This is a genomic window from Pseudomonas sp. PA-4-8C (assembly GCF_021606625.1).
GTDB lineage: Bacteria > Pseudomonadota > Gammaproteobacteria > Pseudomonadales > Pseudomonadaceae > Aquipseudomonas > Aquipseudomonas lactis.
The window spans coordinates 1-19,502 of record NZ_WKCD01000087.1; the positions used below are offsets into that span (position 1 = coordinate 1).

Below are 19,502 nucleotides of genomic sequence, written 5' to 3' on the forward strand. Positions count from 1 at the left end.
CTGCGGTACCGCGTCCGTTCAACCCGGCGCCGGGCACCTGGCAGGTCGTGCCGTTCTTCCACCTGTTCGGCAGCGAAGAAACTTCTTCCAAGGCCGCGCCGGTGCAAGAACGTATTCCTGCCGCCTATGTGTCTGTCGCCAAGTCCGAAGCCGACCGCCTGGGCGTCAACGACGGTGCGCTGCTCAGCCTGAACGTGGCCGGCCAGACCCTGCGTCTGCCGCTGCGTATCAATGACGAGCTGGGTGCCGGCCTGGTTGCACTGCCTAAAGGCATCGCCGGTATTCCGCCTGCCATTTTCGGCAAAACCGTTGACGGTCTGCAGGAGGCAGCGCAATGACTTGGTTCACGCCGGAAGTAATTGACGTGATCATCTCGGTGGTCAAGGCCATCGTGATCCTGTTGGCCGTGGTCGTCGCGGGCGCCCTGCTCAGCTTCGTCGAACGTCGCCTGCTGGGCTGGTGGCAGGACCGTTACGGTCCGAACCGCGTTGGCCCATTCGGCATGTTCCAGATCGCGGCCGACATGCTGAAAATGTTCTTCAAGGAAGACTGGACCCCGCCGTTCGCCGACAAGGTGATCTTCACCCTGGCACCGGTGGTAGCCATGAGCGCCTTGCTGATCGCCTTCGCGATCATCCCGATCACCCCGACCTGGGGCGTGGCGGACCTGAACATCGGCTTGCTGTTCTTCTTCGCCATGGCCGGTTTGTCGGTCTATGCCGTGCTGTTCGCCGGTTGGGCCAGTAACAACAAGTTCGCCCTGCTGGGCAGCTTGCGGGCCTCGGCCCAGACCGTGTCCTACGAAGTGTTCATGGGCCTGGCCCTGATGGGCATCGTGGTGCAGGTTGGCTCGTTCAACATGCGCGATATCGTCGAGTACCAGGCGCAGAACCTGTGGTTCATCATTCCGCAGTTCTTCGGCTTCTGTACTTTCTTCATCGCTGGCGTGGCCGTGACTCACCGTCACCCGTTCGACCAGCCGGAAGCGGAACAGGAACTGGCCGACGGTTACCACATTGAATATGCCGGTATGAAATGGGGCATGTTCTTCGTTGGTGAGTACATCGGCATCATCTTGATCTCGGCCCTGCTGGTCACGCTGTTCTTCGGCGGCTGGCACGGTCCGTTTGGCATCCTGCCGCAGCTGGCCTTCTTCTGGTTCTTCTTGAAGACCGCGTTCTTCATCATGCTGTTCATCCTGCTGCGCGCCTCGATTCCGCGCCCGCGCTATGACCAGGTGATGGATTTCAGCTGGAGATTCTGCCTGCCGCTGACCCTGATCAATTTGCTGGTGACGGCTGCCGTCGTGTTGTTGAACACGCCCGCTGCCGCGGTTCAGTGAGGATTTGACCCATGTTCAAATATATTGGCGACATCGTTAAGGGTACCGGTACCCAGTTGCGAAGCCTGGTGATGGTGTTCGGTCACGGCTTTCGCAAACGCGACACCCTGCAATACCCCGAAGAAGCGGTGTACCTGCCGCCGCGCTATCGCGGCCGCATCGTACTGACCCGCGACCCCGACGGCGAAGAGCGTTGCGTAGCCTGCAACCTGTGCGCCGTGGCGTGCCCGGTGGGTTGCATCTCCCTGCAGAAAGCTGAAACCGAAGACGGTCGCTGGTACCCGGACTTCTTCCGTATCAACTTCTCGCGCTGCATTTTCTGCGGCCTCTGCGAGGAAGCTTGCCCGACCACCGCGATCCAGCTCACACCGGATTTCGAGATGGCCGAGTTCAAACGTCAGGACCTGGTGTACGAGAAAGAAGATCTTTTGATCTCTGGTCCCGGTAAAAACCCTGATTACAACTTCTATCGTGTTGCAGGTATGGCCGTTGCCGGTAAGCCAAAAGGCGCCGCACAAAACGAAGCCGAACCGATCAACGTGAAGAGCTTGCTGCCTTAAGGAAGAAAGATGGAATTCGCTTTCTATTTCGCATCGGGTATTGCAGTGGTGTCTACGCTTCGCGTGATCACCAACACTAACCCTGTGCACGCCCTGCTCTACCTGATCATTTCGCTGATCGCCGTGGCCATGACCTTTTTCAGCCTCGGCGCACCGTTCGCCGGTGTGCTGGAAGTGATCGCCTACGCCGGCGCCATCATGGTGCTGTTCGTGTTTGTGGTGATGATGCTCAACCTGGGGCCGGCTTCGGTCGCCCAGGAGCGCGTCTGGCTCAAGCCCGGCATCTGGCTCGGCCCGGTTGTGCTCGCAGCCCTGCTGCTGGGTGAACTGCTGTATGTGCTGTTCGCTCACCAGAGCGGCCAGGCCATCGGCCACACCACCGTAGACGCGAAAGCCGTGGGCATCAGCCTGTTCGGCCCGTACCTGCTGGTGGTCGAACTGGCTTCGATGCTGCTGCTCGCCGCAGCCATCACCGCCTTCCACTTGGGCCGCAATGAAGCCAAGGAGCAATGACGATGCCTGCTATCCCTTTGGAGCATGGTCTGGCGGTCGCCGGCATCCTGTTCTGCCTTGGCCTGGTCGGCCTGATGGTTCGCCGTAACATTCTGTTCGTGTTGATGAGCCTGGAAATCATGATGAACGCCGCGGCACTGGCATTCATCGTGGCAGGCGCACGTTGGGGCCAGCCGGATGGGCAAGTGATGTTCATCCTGGTGATCAGCCTGGCAGCCGCCGAAGCCAGTATTGGCCTGGCGATCCTGCTGCAACTGTATCGTCGCTTCCACACGCTTGATATCGACGCTGCCAGTGAGATGCGCGGATGAACATGATCTTTCTGACTTTCGTATTCCCCCTGATCGGTTTCCTGCTGCTGTCGTTCTCTCGCGGGCGCTGGTCGGAAAACCTCTCGGCCCTGATCGGCGTGGGCTCCATCGGCCTGTCGGCCATCGTGGCCGCCTACGTCATCTGGCAATTCAATGTGGCACCGCCTGAAGGCGGTCACTACACCCTGGTGCTGTGGCAGTGGATGGCGGTTGAAGGCTTCAAGCCCAACTTCGCCCTCTACGTCGACGGCCTGTCGATCACCATGCTCGGCGTGGTGGTGGGTGTGGGTTTCCTGATCCACTTGTTCGCGTCCTGGTACATGCGCGGTGAAGCGGGCTACTCGCGCTTCTTCTCGTACACCAACCTGTTTATCGCCAGCATGCTGTTTCTGGTGCTGGGCGATAACCTGTTGTTCCTGTACTTCGGCTGGGAAGGCGTGGGCCTGTGCTCGTACCTGTTGATCGGTTTCTACTACAGCAACCGCAACAACGGTAACGCGGCACTCAAGGCATTTATCGTCACCCGCATCGGCGACGTGTTCATGGCCATCGGCCTGTTCATCCTGTTCCAACAGGTGGGCACGCTGAACATCCAGGAACTGCTGGTACTGGCTCCGCAGAAATTCCAGGTCGGCGACTTCTGGATCACCCTGGCGACCCTGATGCTGCTGGGCGGCGCCGTGGGTAAATCTGCGCAACTGCCGCTGCAAACCTGGCTGGCGGATGCGATGGCCGGCCCTACCCCGGTATCGGCATTGATCCACGCCGCCACCATGGTAACCGCCGGTGTCTACCTGATCGCCCGTACCCACGGCCTGTTCACCCTGGCGCCGGACATCCTGCACCTGGTGGGCATCGTCGGCGGCGTGACCCTGGTGCTGGCTGGCTTCGCCGCGCTGGTGCAGACCGACATCAAGCGTATCCTCGCCTACTCGACCATGAGCCAGATCGGCTACATGTTCCTGGCCCTTGGCGTGGGCGCCTGGGACGCGGCGATCTTCCACCTGATGACCCACGCATTCTTCAAGGCCCTGCTGTTCCTCGCCTCCGGTGCGGTGATCGTGGCGTGCCACCACGAGCAGAACATCTTCAAGATGGGCGGCCTGTGGAAGAAACTGCCACTGGCCTACGCCAGCTTCATCGTCGGTGGTGCCGCCCTGGCCGCCTTGCCGTTGGTGACCGCCGGTTTCTACTCCAAGGACGAAATCCTCTGGGAAGCTTTCGCCAGCGGTAACCAGAACCTGCTGTACGCAGGCCTGGTGGGTGCGTTCATGACCTCGCTGTACACCTTCCGCCTGATCTTCATCACCTTCCACGGTGAAGCCAAGACCGAAGCGCACGCAGGCCACGGCATCTCCCACTGGCTGCCACTGTCGGTGCTGATCATCCTGTCGACCTTCGTCGGCGCGATGATCACTCCACCGCTGCACGGTGTGTTGCCACAGAGCGTCGGCCATGCCGGCGGCGAAGCCCAGCACAGCCTGGAAATCGCCTCGGGCGCCATCGCCATCGCCGGTATCCTGCTGGCGGCCCTGCTGTTCCTCGGCAAGCGTCGCTTCGTGACCGCCGTGGCCAACAGTGGCATTGGTCGCTTCCTGTCGGCCTGGTGGTTCGCTGCCTGGGGCTTCGATTGGATCTACGACAAACTGTTCGTCAAACCTTACCTTGCGATCAGCCACGTGCTGCGCAAAGACCCGCTCGACCAGACCATCGGTTTGATCCCGCGTGCCGCCAAGGCCGGTCACACCGCCCTGAGCCGCAGCGAGACCGGCCAATTGCGTTGGTATGCAGCTTCCATGGCCGTCGGTGCCGTGCTGGTGATCGGCGCCATCGTGGTGGTAGCGGTATGACTATGAACATTGCGTACTTTGCGAACTTGCAAAAGGAAACGAGCCCGTCATGATTCTGCCCTGGCTAATCCTGATCCCCTTTATCGGCGGCCTGCTCTGCTGGATGGGTGAACGCTTCGGCGCCACCCTCCCCCGCTGGATTGCGTTGCTGACCATGTCCCTGGAACTCGCGCTCGGCCTCTGGCTGTGGGCCCATGGTGACTACTCATTCGCTCCGGCACCGGGTGTCGACCCCACCTTCGCGCTTGAATTCAAGCACGTGTGGATCCAGCGCTTCGGCATCAACGTGCACCTGGCCCTCGACGGCCTGTCGCTGTTGATGATCCTGCTGACCGGCCTGCTGGGTATCCTCTCGGTACTCTGCTCCTGGAAAGAGATCCAACGTCACGTGGGCTTCTTCCACCTGAACCTGATGTGGATTTTGGGCGGTGTTGTCGGCGTGTTCCTGGCGCTGGACCTGTTCATGTTCTTCTTCTTCTGGGAAATGATGCTGGTGCCGATGTACTTCCTCATCGCGCTCTGGGGTCACAGCTCTTCGGACGGCAAGAAAACCCGGATCTACGCAGCGACCAAGTTCTTCATCTTCACCCAGGCTTCCGGCCTGATCATGTTGGTGGCGATCCTGGGCCTGGTACTGGTCAACTTCAACAACACCGGCGTGATTACCTTCAACTACGCCGACCTGTTGAAAACCAAGATGTCGCTGACCACCGAGTACGTGCTGATGCTGGGCTTCTTCATCGCCTTCGCGGTGAAGCTGCCGGTGGTGCCGTTCCACTCCTGGTTGCCTGACGCCCACGCCCAGGCGCCGACTGCCGGCTCCGTGGACCTGGCCGGTATCCTGCTGAAGACCGCTGCCTACGGCCTGCTGCGTTTCGCCCTGCCGCTGTTCCCGAATGCTTCGGCCGAATTCGCGCCGATCGCCATGACCCTGGGTCTGATCGGGATCTTCTACGGTGCGTTCCTGGCTTTCGCGCAAACCGACATCAAGCGTCTGATTGCCTTCTCGTCCGTTTCCCACATGGGTTTCGTACTGATCGGCATCTACTCCGGCAGCCAACTGGCGCTGCAGGGTGCGGTGATCCAGATGTTGGCCCACGGTGTTTCCGCCGCTGCCCTCTTTATCCTGAGTGGCCAGTTGTACGAGCGCCTGCACACCCGTGACATGCGTGAGATGGGTGGCGTGTGGTCGCGCATCGCGTACCTGCCGGCCATCAGCCTGTTCTTTGCCGCCGCGTCGCTGGGCTTGCCGGGTACCGGTAACTTCATCGGCGAGTTCCTGATCCTGATGGGTGCCTTTGTGCAAACGCCGTGGATCAGCGCCATCGCCACCTCCGGCCTGGTGTTCGGTTCGGTCTACTCGCTGATCATGATCCACCGCGCCTATTTCGGCCCGGCCAAGTCCGACACCGTCCTGCAAGGGATGGATGCGCGCGAACTGATCATGGTGCTCGGCCTTGCGGTACTGCTGGTCTTCATCGGCGTGTACCCGCAACCGTTCCTGGACACTTCTGCCGCAACGATGCATGGCGTGCAGCAGTGGTTCGGCACCGCCTTCTCCCAACTCGCTTCGGCCCGGTAAGAGCGCTATGGAATTCACGATCCAACACTTTATCGCGCTTGCGCCGCTGCTGATCACCAGCCTCACCATCGTGGTGGTGATGCTGGCGATCGCCTGGCGCCGCAATCATTCGCAAACGTTCCTGCTGTCTTGCGCCGGGTTGAACCTGGCCCTGCTGTCGATCATTCCGGCCCTCAAGGTCGCGCCACTGGCGGTCACGCCACTGATGATGGTCGATGACTTCGCACTGCTGTACATCGCCCTGATCCTGGTGGCGACCCTGGCCTGCGTCACCCTCGCCCACGCCTACCTCGGCGAAGGCGGCACCGGCTACCCGGGCAACAAGGAAGAGCTGTACCTGCTGATCCTGCTGGCTGCGGCCGGCGGTATCGTGCTGGTCAGCGCTCAGCACCTGGCGGGCCTGTTCATCGGCCTGGAACTGCTGTCGATCCCGACCTACGGCCTGGTGGCCTATGCCTTCTTCAACAAGCGCTCCCTGGAAGCCGGCATCAAGTACATGGTGCTGTCGGCTGCCGGTTCCGCGTTCCTGTTGTTCGGTATGGCCCTGCTCTACGCCGAAGCTGGCAGCCTGAGCTTCACCGGTATCGGCCACGCCCTGGCCGCCACCAACAGCCCGGCGCCGATTGCCCAACTGGGCCTGGCGATGATGCTGATCGGCCTGGCGTTCAAGCTGTCGCTGGTGCCGTTCCACCTGTGGACCCCGGACGTGTACGAAGGCGCCCCAGCGCCGGTGGCGGCGTTCCTGGCCACTGCGTCGAAAGTGGCGGTGTTTGCGGTGATGGTGCGTCTGTTCCAGATCTCCCCCGCCGCCAACACCGGCGTGCTGAGCAACGTGCTGACCGTGATCGCCATCGCGTCGATCCTGTTCGGTAACCTGCTGGCCCTGACCCAGAACAACCTCAAGCGTCTGCTGGGCTATTCGTCCATCGCCCACTTCGGCTACCTGCTGATCGCCCTGGTGGCGAGCAAAGGCCTGGCCGTGGAAGCCATTGGCGTGTACCTGGTCACCTACGTGATCACAAGCCTGGGTGCGTTCGGCGTCATCACCTTGATGTCGTCGCCGTACAAAGGCCGTGACGCCGACGCCCTGTACGAATACCGCGGCCTGTTCTGGCGCCGGCCGTACCTGACCGCCGTGCTCACCGTGATGATGCTGTCCCTGGCCGGCATTCCGCTGACGGCGGGCTTTATCGGCAAGTTCTACATCGTCGCTACCGGTGTCGAAGCCCACGAATGGTGGCTGGTTGCCTCGCTGGTACTGGGCAGCGCCATCGGCGTGTTCTACTACCTGCGCGTGATGGTCACCCTGTACCTGATCGAGCCAAACCTGCGCCGTGTGGATGCCGAGCTGCATTGGGAACAGAAAGCCGGTGGCGTCATGCTGCTGGCCATCGCCCTGCTCGCGTTCTTCCTGGGCGTGTACCCACAACCGTTGCTCACCCTGGTGCAGCACGCGGTGCTGGGCGTTTGATCGCTTAGATTAATGCAGTAAACATAACGGCGCCTTTGGGCGCCGTTTTGCATTTCTGTAGCCTGGCTTTTTCCCTTCCCTACTCGCTGAAATTTCCTCTTCAATCTGCCTCCTCATCCGGCATCTTCCCCGCTGGATGCGGCCTAAGGTGTCTGCGTTTTAAGAAAGTTCCCACAGCTTGGGCGCTTGACCCAAAGCGAGTGGGCCACCAAACTATACGCAGGCTACGTACAGAGCATGGATGCTCTATTTATCGAACTGCCGGCATTCGAACGGCATCGCAGGGACTATCTGAGCGATGAACTTTTTCACGGTTTTCAGCAGGAGTTGATGAAAAACCCAGAAGCGGGAGACGTGATCGAAGGAACGGGCGGGTTGAGAAAGGTTCGCTTCGTCGATGAGCGACGAAACAAAGGCAAGCGCGGTGGCCTGCGGGTCATTTACTACTGGTGGTCAGGCGGTACGCAATTCTGGTTATTCACTTTGTACGGCAAACACGAACAGAACGACCTGACACCCCAACACAAGAAAGCCCTTAAACACATGCTGGACAGGGAAATCAAAGCGAGAACACACCATGAAACGTGAAATCTTTTCCGAACTGGTCGAAGGCTTCGACGCCTTGGCTGATGAACGCCAGGGCAAAATTACCCTGCGCACCCACAAAGCGCACCTCAACAAGCTGGCGCCACTCAGCGCTGACGAGGTAATCGCCGTACGCCAGCAACTCAACCTGTCCCGCTCGGTATTCGCCATGTACCTGCGCACCAACACCCGCACCTTGGAGAACTGGGAGCAAGGCCGGGCCAAGCCGAATGCGCAGGCTGTCACGTTGATACGACTGGTGGCGCGCTTTCCGGAAACCGTGGCGCAACTTGCCGCATTGGGCTGACCGGCAATAGCCGCAAAAAAAACGCCCCGAGCATTCGGGGCGTTTTTGCAGCGCAAACAGCGTTAGAACGCGATACCCACCTTCAAACCATACTCATCACGCTTGAGCTTGGTGTTGTCGGCCACATAGGAGTCGTTATCGAGCTTGTACTCGGTGCGGGTGTAGTACAGGCCCGCCATCACTGGCAGGTCGCCCTTCTGGTTCATCAGCAGGCTGACTTCGGCGTAAGGGTTGGTGCGGTCCTTGAGGTCTACGGTGTCGCTGCCGACGCCGTCGACCTTGAGCTTGGCGCGGCCGTCGATGGTGTGACGGGCGCCGGCTTCAACGCGCAGGGTCATGTCATCGAACTGGTGGTTGTAGCCCAGCGCCGCCTTGGCAAACGGCGATTTGTTGGTGAGCTTCATGTCGTAGCCATTGGTGTCCGGCTCGTAGCGGGTCCAGCTGTAGCCACCGCCCACGATCACGTCGACAAAATTGCGCGCATCCAGCGCGGCACGCCAGCCGAGGTCGAGGTCGGCCTGGCCTTCCTTGAGTTTGTTATCGCTTTTTTCACCGTACTTGGCTTCGATACCGGCCTGGTAGATAAAGCCCGACTCGGCAGTGAGCTTGTTGCCGAAGTTGTAGAACAGGCCGGCTTCGGGCATGTGATCTTTGTCGCTTTCGCTACCGCCTTCAAGTTTGAAGTCGTTGTAGCTGCCCATGATCCCGAACGTGGAAATCGGGTCAGTGGAAGGTGCTGCGAACACCACGCCAGGCGCAGCCACCAGGGCCAGCAACGAGGTGTTCTTGAGGAATTTTCCGAATAGTTTGGACATCGTTTTACATCTCCATTTTAAGGTGGGCAAAGTATTCAGGAATCGGTTCGAACCTTGGCTTTTGCAAAAAGTTCGAACGGATTTGCACCAAAACGGAGGAAAAACGATTCAGCGAAGGCTCTAACTCAAGACTCTTCAGGATTCATGCGAATCAGGTGTTCAACGGCTTCGCGAAGTTGAGGATGCTCCGGCAGCTGAATACCGAAGGTGTTGCGCAACAGTCCCAGTAACTCATCGGCACTCTTGAGCGTGCGCTTTTCGCTGGGTCGATCCAGATAATGAAGGGCATAGCGGGCGTTGGCCAAGGTATGACGTTTACCGGGCGCAAGCAGCGCGGCTTTCAACTGCCCTACGAACGGTGAGCCAGGGTGCGTGGAGACGTACCAGTTGCCGATTTCATAATCGATGTCGGCCTGGGTTTGCAGGTCGAACACGTACAGGCCGCGCCATTCTTCACCCACCTGGCCCCATAGCGTGTAACTGCCTTGGTTGTGTGTCAGACGAAAGCACTCATGAGCGGTGACCTGGGGCGCGTCGCTGTCCAGTTGCAACGGGCTGCTGGGCACCATGCCGCCAAAGCCGACGTCGGTGATATAGCGCACGCCGTCGAGGGTCACCAGGCTCAAGCGGTGGGTACGCCCGGTGTGGGCGTCCGGTGGGCCGCCGATCACAACGCGCCCGGTGATACCACGGGCTTCAAAGCCCAGCTCCTGCAATAGGGCCAGGAACAGCTGGTTCAGCTCGTAGCAATAGCCGCCACGCCCCTCATGCAGCACCTTACGCTCGACGCTGGGCAGGTCGATCGGCACCGGTGCATGCATCAGGGTCGACAGGCTTTCAAAGGCGAAGGTGCACACATGGCGCAGTTGCAGGTCCCGCAGAGTTTGCAGGGTGGGCGGCGGTGGCGAGGCATAGCCCAGGCGTTGCAGGTACAGGCGGCTATCGGCGAGTGTGTGCATGGCGCGATCCTTGGGCGCAGGGCAAGAGCGTCACTATGCCGCGCCTCTGTGTGCGTTGTCATTTTGAATGAACCTTTTGGAGCGCCAGCCTATCCATCTATAACAAGATTGGGAGGCAACATGAGTACCGCAAAAATCTACACCGTCCACTATCAGCTACACGGTAAACCCAAGTCTTTCGTGGTGCGCGCCGAGGTGATGAACAACGCCGAGGCCTGGCATTGGGCGGCCGTTGATGCCGACATTGCCCATGTCAGCCGCATCGGTCGCGTGGGTCACGAGCAGGTGAAAAAGACCACCCGGCCCTGGGCGGAAAAATACGGCATCAGCGACGTCAGCTGGTCCCCGCCCAGATAAACAAAGCCCCGCACACAGGCGGGGCTCGGTTCACTGCTTCAAGTCGCCCAACGGATCGTAGGGCGGCTTTTTTTTCGCTGTCTCCTCGTCCGTTTTGTCCAGCGGCGCAATTGCCGGGCCGATCGGGTCGACCTGCGGGTCGGCCAGGTCCGGCGAGTCCGGGTCGAAGCCCAGTTCATCCTTGCCACTGGCGTGTTCGTTGGAATGGGGGCCATCGGTACGCTTGTTCATCAGGTTCTCCTGTTAAAGCGGACGGGCTTTGTCGTGGAGGTTTTCCAGGTCTTCTTCGGCGCGCTGCACATCGTCGTCCGGGCCTCGCTCTTTCGGATCATTGGGGCGCAACGCATCGTTGTCGCGCTCCTCTTCACCGGGGGTGCGGTGCGGGTCGGGTGTACCAGGCGGTGGCTGTTTATAGTCGGGCATGACGGCTGACCTCATGAAGGGTTCACCGTTTTAGAGAAATCGCCCGCCGCCATCGTTCAACTTCATTGCGCCAAGCATGAGAAGATGACCGCTCTTTCTGGAGACCTGCCCCGGATGTTCGAGCTCAAACCCTGCGACCCCGCCACCTATCGCCAACAGACCCGTCGCAGCACACTGGTCATTGCCGTGCTGTTCCTGGCCTTGGCCATGCTGTTATCGAGCCTGGCAGTGATGCTGTTCGGTGAGCCTGGCGGTGATAATTTTCGCTTCAACGTCGGCGGCGTCTTTGCCGGGGTGTTGATCACCGTCGCGCTGGTACGTGGCCCGTTCTGGACCCAACCCTGGATGACGTCGGCGGTGTATGGCTGGCAGCTCAAACGCAGCCTGATGAGCGTGACCAATGTGATGCACAAGGTCAGCGAACGGGTACAGGCCAACGACCCGTCAGCCATCAAGCTGTTGCGTTTCTATCATCTGGGGCTGATTCAGATGCACGAACTGGACGCCAACTCCAGCGCCCAGGCGCAAATGGTGGGCGAGATCGAGGCCCACAAGGCGAAGATGCAGGCCCTGGGGATCGCTACCGAGCAAACCCGGCTTGATCCTGCCTGGCTGGACAGCCTGAAAAGCGCTTAGCTCCGCAGGGACACGTCAGTGGGCCATTTGGCCCGCCAGCAAAACACTGCACTCAGGGCAATCGCCGCACCCGCCAGGCCAAACACCCAGGGCGCCGAGGCCACAGGTAGCAACAGGCCCGCCAGCAGCGGCCCGAGGCCGGCGCCGATATCGCGCCATACGGCGTTGGACGCCAATGCAGACACGCGCATGGCGCCGGGGTTGCGCTCGGCCACCAGGGTAGTCACCAGGGGCAATTGCAACGCACGCAGCACCAGCACCGCCGCCGCGCCGACGATCACCCAATGGCTGCCGAACGCAGCCAGGGCCAGGGCGCTCAAGAACGAAAACAGCAACAGCATCGACGTGGCACCGAAACGCTGGGCCGCACGCCCGCCCAACGGGCTCAGGAGCAATTCCGACAGGTAGCGCAGGCCCATCAAGCCGCCGGCGATCAGTACCGCATCCCCGCCCATGATCTTCTGCGCCTGGATCGACAGGCCAAAGATAAACAAGCCGTCCAGCGCGACACCTTCGATAAACGACCACAGCGCAACGCTGTCAGGCCACCTGAAGCGGCGCCCCGGAGTGCTGTGCAAGTCATGACCGGAGGTGGGCAGGCCGCGAGCGATCCACAACCCTGCCAGGCAACAGACGGCGAGAATCAGGAAGATCGGGCGCGGCCCGGCCCATAACGTCAGCAACCCGCCCAGAGGCAGGGCCAGCATCGGCCCGAAGGCGATCAATGCCCGTGAGCGCCCCGCCCTGCGCGCCGCCCCTTCAGGTTCAGACGTCGCCAGTACCTGGGTCGACAGGTTCAACGCGGCAAAACACAGGCCCCACACCAGCCGCAAGACCAACAGCGCAGCGAAGCCCGACAGCACCGAATTACCCAATGCGCACAGTGCTGCCGCGCCGGCGGCGAGCATGCAGGTCAGGCGGTCGCCGTTACGTGCATAAAAATTCAGTACATGCCGATAACCAAAGATCCGTACCAGACGGTTAGCCGCCAACAACACCCCAGCCTGGGCCAGCGTGATGCCGAACGCCTCGGACTCCATGGGCAGCAACAGGTACAGCAGCACATCACTGGGCAGGCAAAACCCGAGGGCCAGTGCCGCGCGGCGCGAGGTGGTATTGGCGGTGCGTTGGGCAAGGCTGGACATAAAACTGAAACATTCAGAAATATTCAGGCCGCCACACTAGCCTTCCCCTGGCCTTTTTTACAAGGGCTGAGTCTTGTGCTTAGAAGGCGCCCCCGCTGCTAGACACAAGCAAAATCAGATATTTCTTACATCTCTTTCGGCTGATCGTTCCCACCCTAGTGCCCTCAACCCGTCTGAGAACCTTCCCGATGTGCAACCGCCCTGTTCACCTCAAAGACCGTCGAAACTTCCTACGCCTGGCTGCCGTCAGTACAAGCGCAACGCTACTGAGCGGGGCGCTGCCCTCCCTCGCGAACGCAACATCGGCGGCGCCAGCGCTGCCCAAGCCCGCCAACGACCTCAGCCCCCAACTTGCCTTGCAGCGGCTGATGGAAGGCAACCAGCGTTACGCCGACGGGGTGACCAAGCGCCATGACTTTATGAGCGAGCGTGAAGTGTTGGTGGGTGGGCAAAATCCGTTCGTCGCGGTGTTAAGTTGTGCCGATTCGCGGATCGCTCCCGAGTACGCTTTCGACACCGCCCGCGGCGACCTCTTCGCGGTACGGGTCGCGGGCAATTTCGTCACCGATAACGGGCTCGCCAGCCTTGAATACGCGGTGGCGGTATTGGGCACGCCCCTGATCATGGTATTGGGGCACGACATGTGTGGCGCAGTCGCGGCGGGGGTCAAGGCCGTCAAGGATAACGCCCGCTTCCCGGGCAAGATCCAGGGCTTGGCCGATACTTTCAAACCCTCGGTGAACAAGGTATTGAAAGCGCCCGGCGATTTGCTGGAAAACGCCATTGCACAAAATGTCACCGACACCATGGCGCGGCTCACGGCTGAATCAAGCCTGTTGGCTGATGCGGTCGCGGCGGGAAAACTGCTGATTGTCGGCGGCGTGTACAAGCTGCACAGCGGCAAAGTAAAAATGCTCGGTTAGGCTTTGCGTAGGAGCGAGCTTGCTCGCGAAAAACTCGAAGGCGCCGCGTTGAGTCAGGCGGCGCGCGTTATCGTTGACGCTTTTCGCGAGCAAGCTCGCTCCTACAGGGGGCAATGATCGCTCAAGGAAGCGGCGATTCAAAAACCACGCCCAGATCCAGGCGCCCGTCCTTCAGCGGCGGGCACCAGTAATAACCCCCCGTCAACGGCTTGCTGATGCGATACAGGCCATCGACAATCCCATCTTCCAACCCACTCATGCGTCGCAACTGCGCTTCGAACGCATCGAAAGAATGACCAAACGCGAGGAACATCAGCCCCGCCTGGCCATTTTCGGCCCAGGGCATGGAGCGGCGCACCACGAAGGCTTCCGGTGTGAAGCTTTCCTGGGCGGTGCGCTTGGTGTGGGCCGACTCGGGGGCATCGTCGAGTTCTTCGTTATCGCCATGACGGCGGCCAATGATGTGGTCACGCTCCTGGGCAGGCAACGCGGCAAAACCGTCAAGGTCGTGCTGCCATTGCTGGATAGCAGCGAAGCTGGCGCCGCTGTCGGTCAGCGCGGCTTCCACGGCGGCATCGTCGTGAGGGTTTTCGGTGCCGTCTTCGTAGTCGGTCAGGTCAAAGCCGGTCTTGTAGCGGAAGCCTTCTGTCGACTGCACCAGGCGAAACGCCGGGGCGAGGGCTTTTTCCACGGTCCGGCTGCGCAGCAGCAACTCACCGCGATCCACCCCATGCAGCCATACCCACAGCGCCTGTTGAGTCGACGGGTTGTGGGCGCCAGGGCCGCTGACGGCCGGGAATGAGCGCAGCCCTGGGATCTGGACACCCAGCGCCGTTACCAGCGGCTCACCGAACCCCACCACGGCCGCCGCATCCGTCAACTGCACCAGTGCGTCCAGCGCAGCGGGCACGGCTTGCAGCGAGTCGAGGGCAAAAAACAGATGGCGGGCCTGCAAAGGCACCGGTGCGGCAAGAATGCCCGGCTGGTACTGACTCATGTGAACTCCTTCTGAAAAGCCGCGCAGTTTACCCGGCGTACACCGCGCTGCGAACAAGAATGCGCGCAAGCCTTGCGTTAGAGCCGCGTGTTGGGTGACTCTCTAGTCATGTTTTGCAACTATTCCAGGGGTAGCGACATGACCACCAGCAACCTGCTCGCCCAGCTGTTTCCCACCTCCACCGCGCAGATTCCCGAGCAATTTCGCCTGGCAGCGCCCATTGAGCAACGTGAATACCTGGTCGATGGCCAGTTGCAGGAGTGGAACGGCCCGCTCGCCCGCGTGCAAAGCCCCGTGCAACTGGGTGATGAGCGCGTGCACATCGGCAGCACGCCGTTGCTGGATGCCGACACCGCCCTCACCGCCCTGGATGCTGCCGTGCGCGCCTACGACCGTGGCCAGGGTGTATGGCCGACGATGCGAGTGGTTGAGCGTATCCAGCACGTCGAGGCGTTCCTGCGGCGCATGCGCGAACAGCGTGATGCGGTGGTCAAGCTGCTGATGTGGGAGATCGGCAAAAACCTCAAGGACTCGCAGAAAGAATTCGACCGCACCTGCGACTACATCACCGACACCATCAATGCCCTCAAGGAACTCGACCGGCGCAGCAGTCGCTTTGAGCTGGAGCAGGACACCCTCGGCCAGATCCGCCGCGTGCCCCTGGGCGTGGCGTTGTGCATGGGGCCTTACAACTACCCGTTGAACGAGACCTTCACCACGCTGATCCCAGCGTTGATCATGGGCAATACCGTGGTGTTCAAGCCGGCCAAGCTGGGTGTGCTGTTGATCCGCCCCTTGCTGGAAGCCTTCCGCGACAGCTTCCCGGCCGGGGTAATCAACGTCATCTACGGCAGCGGCCGCGAGACCGTAAGCGCGCTGATGGCCAGCGGCAAGATCGACATCTTTGCGTTTATCGGCACCAACAAGGCCGCCAGTGATTTGAAAAAGCTGCACCCCAAGCCGCACCGTTTGCGCGCTGCGCTGGGCCTGGATGCCAAAAACCCGGGGATCGTGCTGCCCGAAGTGGACCTGGACAATGCGGTGAACGAAGCCGTCACCGGCTCGCTGTCGTTCAACGGCCAGCGTTGCACCGCGTTGAAAATCCTGTTCGTGCATGAAGACGTGGTCGAGCGCTTTATCGAGAAATTCAACGCCAAGCTGGCGACGCTCAAGCCCGGCATGCCCTGGGAAGACGGCGTGGCGCTGACCCCACTGCCGGAAGTGGGCAAGGTCGATTACCTCAACGAACTGGTGGCCGACGCCGCCCGGCATGGTGCCAAAGTGATGAATGCCGAGGGTGGCAGCAGCCGTGGCTCGTTCTTCTACCCGGCGGTACTGTACCCGGTGAACCCGCAGATGCGCGTCTACCACGAAGAGCAATTCGGCCCGGTGGTGCCGATCGTGCCCTACCGTGACCTGGACACCGTGATCGACTATGTGCTGGACTCGGATTTCGGCCAGCAGTTGAGCCTCTTCGGCACCGACCCCGTGGAAGTTGGGCGCCTGGTAGACACCTTCGCCAACCAGGTGGGCCGCATCAATATCAATGCCCAATGCCAGCGCGGGCCGGATACCTTTCCGTTCAACGGGCGCAAGAACTCGGCCGAGGGCACGTTGTCGGTGCATGACGCCTTGCGTGTGTTCTCGATCCGTACCTTGGTGGCGACCAAGTTCCAAGAAAGTAACAAGGCGTTGGTCAGCGATATTTTGCGTAACCGCGACTCGAGTTTCCTGACTACCGATTACATCTTCTAAAATCCCCCCCGTTCCAATGTGCAGACAGGTCAGTGTGGGAGCTGGCTTGCCTGCGATGCCGGCACCTCGGTCTTTCAGTCAGGTCGCGGTGATGCTATCGCAGGCAAGCCAGCTCCCACATTTGATCGCGCGCGCTCAGATAATCGAGGCCACTTTAATACTGATGAACCTGCCCTTCTTTGCCCGGCGCCTGCTGCGCCCCTTGCTTGACCCCTACCGCCGCTTTCGCCATGCCAAGCTGATCCACGCCGCGCGTGTGTCCGTGGGTTTGCTGGCCACCATCCTGCTGACCAGCGGCCTCAACCTGCCCCACGGCGAATGGGCATCGGTGACCATGCTGATCGTGATCGGCGGGCTGCAGCACCACGGCAATATCGGCAAGAAAGCCGTCGAGCGCGCCTACGGCACCTTGATCGGCGCCAGCGTCGGCTTGCTGCTGGTGGTGCAACAGGCTTACTTCGGCCTGCCGTTGCTCACCTACCTGTTGATGTCGGTGGTGTGCGGGTTCTTTTCCTATCACGCCATCGGCAAAGGCGGCTATATCGCATTGCTGTCGGCGATCACGGTATTTATCGTCGCCGGCCACGGCGACAACCCGATCTCCGATGGCCTGTGGCGCACCGTCGACATCCTGATCGGCATCGTGCTGGCCCTGGCGTTTTCCTTTGCCTTGCCGTTGTACGCCGTGTACTCGTGGCGCTACAACCTGGCCAGTGCCCTGCGCGATTGCGCGCAGATTTATAGCCGGATCATCAATGGCCAATCGGTAACCGACGATGAACACCTCAAGCTGCTCAACCGTTTGAACGGGGCGATGGTGCAACTGCGTTCTTTAATGCCGTCGGTGTCCAAGGAAGTGCGGATCTCTATGACTGAACTCGACGCGATCCAGCGGCACCTGCGTATGTGCATCAGCACTTTGGAGATTCTGGGCAATACCCGGCCAGACCCGCGTGATGAGCAAGCCACGGCAAGGATGCAGGTGATGTTAAAGGCCGAGCATCGGCAGATTCGGGTGCAACTGGTGGGGATGGCGCGGGCGTTGAAGTCGGGGGTGACGGAGCGGTTGGAGCGTAGCGGCTACGCAACCGGCGGTGAGCCTGTGCCGGATGCACCGGTCTACAGTGCTTTGGGTGGGTATCGGTTATTGACGCTGCAATTGGCAGCTAATGTGGACGCGATGCGCGAGCGGCTGGCGAAAACGTCAGCGCACTGGCGTATCTGAAGCAGACTCGACTGCACCCGAACCAACGGTTATTTGAAATAAACACGGGAGGGGTTCTCCGTGAACCTCTCCCGTTACCCGTTGATGACCGCAAGCTCTATCTAGGCAGTCCGATAGCGTTGCTGTAACCACCAAGAATGTGATCCTTTTGTGTTGATACATCACCGTTTTTGACGTTGATCACATAGTAGTAACTACTAATCCACTCCGAATGGGAGAACGTCGACGTGCAATCATAGTAACCGCCCACTATCGGCCATCGATTGCCATACGCCGCATGAATCTCTCGTGCTTCTGTCAGGCTGGGCAGGCGCATGTTCGCGTTATCAGCGAGCGCCCGATTTGTGGGAATGGTCCCATTACCCAAACTACGGCAGCGAATCACATTGCTGACGAATACAAGGTAACTGCGGGTCTGTGCGGGGACTGATGAATCCCTTACGGTGATAGTCGCGGAGTCATTGCCACGCACGGTTACCAGTCCATTCTCGTCCACCTCAGCCACCGACGGTTTGTTTGATGAGTAATAGTAGGGACGTGTCCCTCCTGAGGCCTCGTATGTGATCGAGTTTCCTGCGCCGAAGCTAGGTAATACATTAGGATACCCATCTATAAGGTACGTCTTCCTGTTCAGATAAACCGTCGCCTGGTTGAAGACCAGTGCTGTGGTATGCACGATTCGGTACTGCGTCGGCGGGAACGCCACTGCTTTGGGCTTGTCAGCCTGCTTATTGAAGTTGACATAGGGCGTAATAGTAACCGTGCCATTATTTGGCACGGACAGCAGCCAATTGCGCAGCACCGGGAGGTTTATAAAACCATTGGCGGCCTCATTAGCGGTAACTTTGTGTTCGAACAACAACTGCAGTGTGACCGCGCCAGGCGCAGACACGGTCAACCAGGCAATATGACCTTCCTGGCTATATGGCCACTTGCCCATCCTCAGCACAGCATTGCCGGTCAGACTGGCCGAATTTATGGTCCCTCCATGACCAATATTGTTGATAAAGGCTCTTGGTAGACTGGCCTGTGGAATCGCCTGCACATGCACAATCTGAACCTCTGACGAACCTTCCCCGCCACGGCCCAATATCACCTCATACTGAAACTGGATCGTAGTGTTAATGGCCGCTCCAACCAAGTCATTACTGATATTGAAAGTCACCGTGCCACCGTCAAGACCAGGCAGCGCACCCACTTCAATCGACGTACCCTGTGAGTCGATCAAGAACAGCGTAATCAGATCTTCCCCATTCAGGTTCATGTTCGGATAGGTCACCAGCACCTGGCATCTATTTTCAACGGTAATTGGGCTGATGATGACTTCAGGCCCCTCCGGGGGAGTCGAATACTTGATCTGCGGATGAGGGAAGATATTGATTTCGGTTTGGACCATATGATGACGGGTCTCGAACCACACTATGTCACCGGCGTTGCTGCTGTGATTGAATGTCACACCGAACTCAATGGCTAAGGGCGTCCACTCCTTCAGATTGCGCAATCTGCCCACAGGAGTGTAAGAAGACGGCCCGTCGTTTTCATCGGTGAATGAGACTTCACGGCCTGCAAACGTCTCCTCATAATAAGCGTCATCATTCTTAAATGTTCCGATGTAGCGTTTGTACATCTTCTGTTTGAGTGCAATATACGGCCAAGGACGCACGCGGGTCTGGTCAAGGTCATCCAATTTGGGGATTTCGAGAACAGCACTTTCGCCAATGCTGTCGATCGTGGCCCCAGGCACAT

Annotated in this window: 20 protein-coding genes and 2 pseudogenes; 15 read left to right on the top strand and 7 right to left on the bottom strand. The window is 59.9% G+C overall.

Going from position 1 to position 19,502, the window contains the following annotated elements:
- The 10 genes and pseudogenes from GIW04_RS15185 to GIW04_RS15230 all read left to right on the top strand — a co-directional run.
- Positions 1-338: pseudogene (locus GIW04_RS15185) on the top strand (NADH-quinone oxidoreductase subunit NuoG); the annotation flags it as partial.
- On the top strand, positions 335-1,342 hold the full coding sequence (gene nuoH, locus GIW04_RS15190; RefSeq protein ID WP_003192116.1) for an NADH-quinone oxidoreductase subunit NuoH: 1,008 nt from the start codon (positions 335-337) through the stop codon (positions 1,340-1,342). The pseudogene GIW04_RS15185 and the gene nuoH, both read left to right, overlap by 4 nt.
- Before the next feature lie 11 nt (positions 1,343-1,353).
- Entirely contained in the window at positions 1,354-1,902 is a 549-nt protein-coding gene (gene nuoI, locus GIW04_RS15195; RefSeq protein WP_003174725.1) for an NADH-quinone oxidoreductase subunit NuoI, read from the top strand.
- Positions 1,903-1,911: 9 nt separating this feature from the next.
- The gene (nuoJ, locus tag GIW04_RS15200) at positions 1,912-2,415 is read left to right on the top strand and encodes an NADH-quinone oxidoreductase subunit J (RefSeq protein ID WP_003174726.1); all 504 of its coding nucleotides are present in this window, start codon (positions 1,912-1,914) and stop codon (positions 2,413-2,415) included.
- Between the two features lie 2 nt (positions 2,416-2,417).
- On the top strand, positions 2,418-2,726 hold the full coding sequence (gene nuoK, locus GIW04_RS15205) for an NADH-quinone oxidoreductase subunit NuoK (protein ID WP_003174727.1): 309 nt from the start codon (positions 2,418-2,420) through the stop codon (positions 2,724-2,726).
- Positions 2,723-4,576, top strand: coding sequence for an NADH-quinone oxidoreductase subunit L (gene nuoL / locus GIW04_RS15210; RefSeq protein ID WP_034133818.1), 1,854 nt, complete (start codon positions 2,723-2,725; stop codon positions 4,574-4,576). The genes nuoK and nuoL overlap by 4 nt, the downstream gene beginning before the upstream one ends.
- Positions 4,577-4,625: 49 nt before the next feature.
- Positions 4,626-6,158, top strand: coding sequence for an NADH-quinone oxidoreductase subunit M (gene nuoM / locus GIW04_RS15215; protein ID WP_003192119.1), 1,533 nt, complete (start codon positions 4,626-4,628; stop codon positions 6,156-6,158).
- Between the two features lie 7 nt (positions 6,159-6,165).
- Positions 6,166-7,629, top strand: a complete 1,464-nt coding sequence (gene nuoN / locus GIW04_RS15220; protein ID WP_003192122.1) for an NADH-quinone oxidoreductase subunit NuoN — start codon at positions 6,166-6,168, stop codon at positions 7,627-7,629.
- A gap of 237 nt (positions 7,630-7,866) precedes the next feature.
- Positions 7,867-8,217 (top strand): toxin, encoded by a 351-nt coding sequence (locus tag GIW04_RS15225; protein ID WP_003192123.1) that lies wholly within the window; start codon positions 7,867-7,869, stop codon positions 8,215-8,217.
- Complete coding sequence (locus tag GIW04_RS15230; RefSeq protein ID WP_003192124.1) at positions 8,207-8,521, top strand: helix-turn-helix domain-containing protein; 315 nt, start codon at positions 8,207-8,209, stop codon at positions 8,519-8,521. The genes GIW04_RS15225 and GIW04_RS15230 overlap by 11 nt, the downstream gene beginning before the upstream one ends.
- A gap of 62 nt (positions 8,522-8,583) precedes the next feature.
- Here GIW04_RS15230 and GIW04_RS15235 read toward each other — a convergent pair whose 3' ends face one another.
- Together GIW04_RS15235 and GIW04_RS15240 are read right to left on the bottom strand one after the other, a co-directional pair.
- Positions 8,584-9,336 (bottom strand): outer membrane beta-barrel protein, encoded by a 753-nt coding sequence (locus GIW04_RS15235; protein ID WP_120248996.1) that lies wholly within the window; start codon positions 9,334-9,336, stop codon positions 8,584-8,586.
- A gap of 125 nt (positions 9,337-9,461) precedes the next feature.
- Entirely contained in the window at positions 9,462-10,295 is an 834-nt protein-coding gene (locus tag GIW04_RS15240) for an arylamine N-acetyltransferase family protein (protein WP_094774530.1), read from the bottom strand.
- A 120-nt stretch (positions 10,296-10,415) separates the two neighbouring features.
- Here GIW04_RS15240 and GIW04_RS15245 point away from each other — a divergent pair, with 120 nt between their 5' ends.
- Positions 10,416-10,652, top strand: a complete 237-nt coding sequence (locus GIW04_RS15245; RefSeq protein ID WP_003192128.1) for a DUF6555 family protein — start codon at positions 10,416-10,418, stop codon at positions 10,650-10,652.
- Between the two features lie 30 nt (positions 10,653-10,682).
- Here the strand turns inward: GIW04_RS15245 and GIW04_RS15250 are convergent, their stop codons facing one another.
- Both GIW04_RS15250 and GIW04_RS15255 read right to left on the bottom strand, forming a co-directional pair.
- Entirely contained in the window at positions 10,683-10,883 is a 201-nt protein-coding gene (locus tag GIW04_RS15250) for a DUF6021 family protein (RefSeq protein WP_003192129.1), read from the bottom strand.
- Positions 10,884-10,895: 12 nt separating this feature from the next.
- Positions 10,896-11,075, bottom strand: coding sequence for a hypothetical protein (locus GIW04_RS15255; protein ID WP_003192131.1), 180 nt, complete (start codon positions 11,073-11,075; stop codon positions 10,896-10,898).
- Positions 11,076-11,189: 114 nt separating this feature from the next.
- Here GIW04_RS15255 and GIW04_RS15260 point away from each other — a divergent pair, with 114 nt between their 5' ends.
- Positions 11,190-11,711, top strand: a complete 522-nt coding sequence (locus GIW04_RS15260; RefSeq protein WP_057710353.1) for a DUF3087 family protein — start codon at positions 11,190-11,192, stop codon at positions 11,709-11,711.
- Here the strand turns inward: GIW04_RS15260 and GIW04_RS15265 are convergent.
- A complete protein-coding gene (locus GIW04_RS15265; protein WP_003192135.1) occupies positions 11,708-12,856 on the bottom strand; it encodes an MFS transporter in 1,149 nt (382 codons plus the stop codon). The genes GIW04_RS15260 and GIW04_RS15265 overlap by 4 nt on opposite strands.
- A gap of 188 nt (positions 12,857-13,044) precedes the next feature.
- Between GIW04_RS15265 and GIW04_RS15270 the strand changes: the two genes are divergently transcribed.
- Positions 13,045-13,779 (top strand): carbonic anhydrase, encoded by a 735-nt coding sequence (locus GIW04_RS15270; protein ID WP_003192136.1) that lies wholly within the window; start codon positions 13,045-13,047, stop codon positions 13,777-13,779.
- A 121-nt stretch (positions 13,780-13,900) separates the two neighbouring features.
- Here the strand turns inward: GIW04_RS15270 and GIW04_RS15275 are convergent, their stop codons facing one another.
- The gene (locus GIW04_RS15275; protein ID WP_034133814.1) at positions 13,901-14,776 is read right to left on the bottom strand and encodes a Dyp-type peroxidase; all 876 of its coding nucleotides are present in this window, start codon (positions 14,774-14,776) and stop codon (positions 13,901-13,903) included.
- Between the two features lie 138 nt (positions 14,777-14,914).
- On the opposite strand from GIW04_RS15275, the gene GIW04_RS15280 reads away from it, so the two are divergent.
- Both GIW04_RS15280 and GIW04_RS15285 read left to right on the top strand, forming a co-directional pair.
- The gene (locus GIW04_RS15280) at positions 14,915-16,531 is read left to right on the top strand and encodes an NADP-dependent glyceraldehyde-3-phosphate dehydrogenase (RefSeq protein WP_120248995.1); all 1,617 of its coding nucleotides are present in this window, start codon (positions 14,915-14,917) and stop codon (positions 16,529-16,531) included.
- A 163-nt stretch (positions 16,532-16,694) separates the two neighbouring features.
- Positions 16,695-17,756 carry an FUSC family protein gene (locus GIW04_RS15285; RefSeq protein WP_120248993.1) on the top strand — a complete coding sequence of 354 codons (1,062 nt, stop codon included), beginning with the start codon at positions 16,695-16,697 and terminating at the stop codon, positions 17,754-17,756.
- Positions 17,757-17,853: 97 nt separating this feature from the next.
- Here GIW04_RS15285 and GIW04_RS15290 read toward each other — a convergent pair.
- Positions 17,854-19,502, bottom strand: a pseudogene (locus GIW04_RS15290) (hypothetical protein); the annotation flags it as partial.

Excerpts from the sequence above, each read along its gene's own strand:
- nuoH (WP_003192116.1), top strand. The coding sequence starts at position 335 with ATGACTTGGTTCACGCCGGAAGTAATTGACGTGATCATCTCGGTGGTC.
- nuoI (WP_003174725.1), top strand. The coding sequence starts at position 1,354 with ATGTTCAAATATATTGGCGACATCGTTAAGGGTACCGGTACCCAGTTG.
- nuoJ (WP_003174726.1), top strand. The coding sequence starts at position 1,912 with ATGGAATTCGCTTTCTATTTCGCATCGGGTATTGCAGTGGTGTCTACG.
- nuoK (WP_003174727.1), top strand. The coding sequence starts at position 2,418 with ATGCCTGCTATCCCTTTGGAGCATGGTCTGGCGGTCGCCGGCATCCTG.
- nuoL (WP_034133818.1), top strand. The coding sequence starts at position 2,723 with ATGAACATGATCTTTCTGACTTTCGTATTCCCCCTGATCGGTTTCCTG.
- nuoM (WP_003192119.1), top strand. The coding sequence starts at position 4,626 with ATGATTCTGCCCTGGCTAATCCTGATCCCCTTTATCGGCGGCCTGCTC.
- nuoN (WP_003192122.1), top strand. The coding sequence starts at position 6,166 with ATGGAATTCACGATCCAACACTTTATCGCGCTTGCGCCGCTGCTGATC.
- GIW04_RS15225 (WP_003192123.1), top strand. The coding sequence starts at position 7,867 with ATGGATGCTCTATTTATCGAACTGCCGGCATTCGAACGGCATCGCAGG.
- GIW04_RS15230 (WP_003192124.1), top strand. The coding sequence starts at position 8,207 with ATGAAACGTGAAATCTTTTCCGAACTGGTCGAAGGCTTCGACGCCTTG.
- GIW04_RS15235 (WP_120248996.1), bottom strand. The coding sequence starts at position 9,336 with ATGTCCAAACTATTCGGAAAATTCCTCAAGAACACCTCGTTGCTGGCC.
- GIW04_RS15240 (WP_094774530.1), bottom strand. The coding sequence starts at position 10,295 with ATGCACACACTCGCCGATAGCCGCCTGTACCTGCAACGCCTGGGCTAT.
- GIW04_RS15245 (WP_003192128.1), top strand. The coding sequence starts at position 10,416 with ATGAGTACCGCAAAAATCTACACCGTCCACTATCAGCTACACGGTAAA.
- GIW04_RS15250 (WP_003192129.1), bottom strand. The coding sequence starts at position 10,883 with ATGAACAAGCGTACCGATGGCCCCCATTCCAACGAACACGCCAGTGGC.
- GIW04_RS15255 (WP_003192131.1), bottom strand. The coding sequence starts at position 11,075 with ATGCCCGACTATAAACAGCCACCGCCTGGTACACCCGACCCGCACCGC.
- GIW04_RS15260 (WP_057710353.1), top strand. The coding sequence starts at position 11,190 with ATGTTCGAGCTCAAACCCTGCGACCCCGCCACCTATCGCCAACAGACC.
- GIW04_RS15265 (WP_003192135.1), bottom strand. The coding sequence starts at position 12,856 with ATGTCCAGCCTTGCCCAACGCACCGCCAATACCACCTCGCGCCGCGCG.
- GIW04_RS15270 (WP_003192136.1), top strand. The coding sequence starts at position 13,045 with ATGTGCAACCGCCCTGTTCACCTCAAAGACCGTCGAAACTTCCTACGC.
- GIW04_RS15275 (WP_034133814.1), bottom strand. The coding sequence starts at position 14,776 with ATGAGTCAGTACCAGCCGGGCATTCTTGCCGCACCGGTGCCTTTGCAG.
- GIW04_RS15280 (WP_120248995.1), top strand. The coding sequence starts at position 14,915 with ATGACCACCAGCAACCTGCTCGCCCAGCTGTTTCCCACCTCCACCGCG.
- GIW04_RS15285 (WP_120248993.1), top strand. The coding sequence starts at position 16,695 with ATGAACCTGCCCTTCTTTGCCCGGCGCCTGCTGCGCCCCTTGCTTGAC.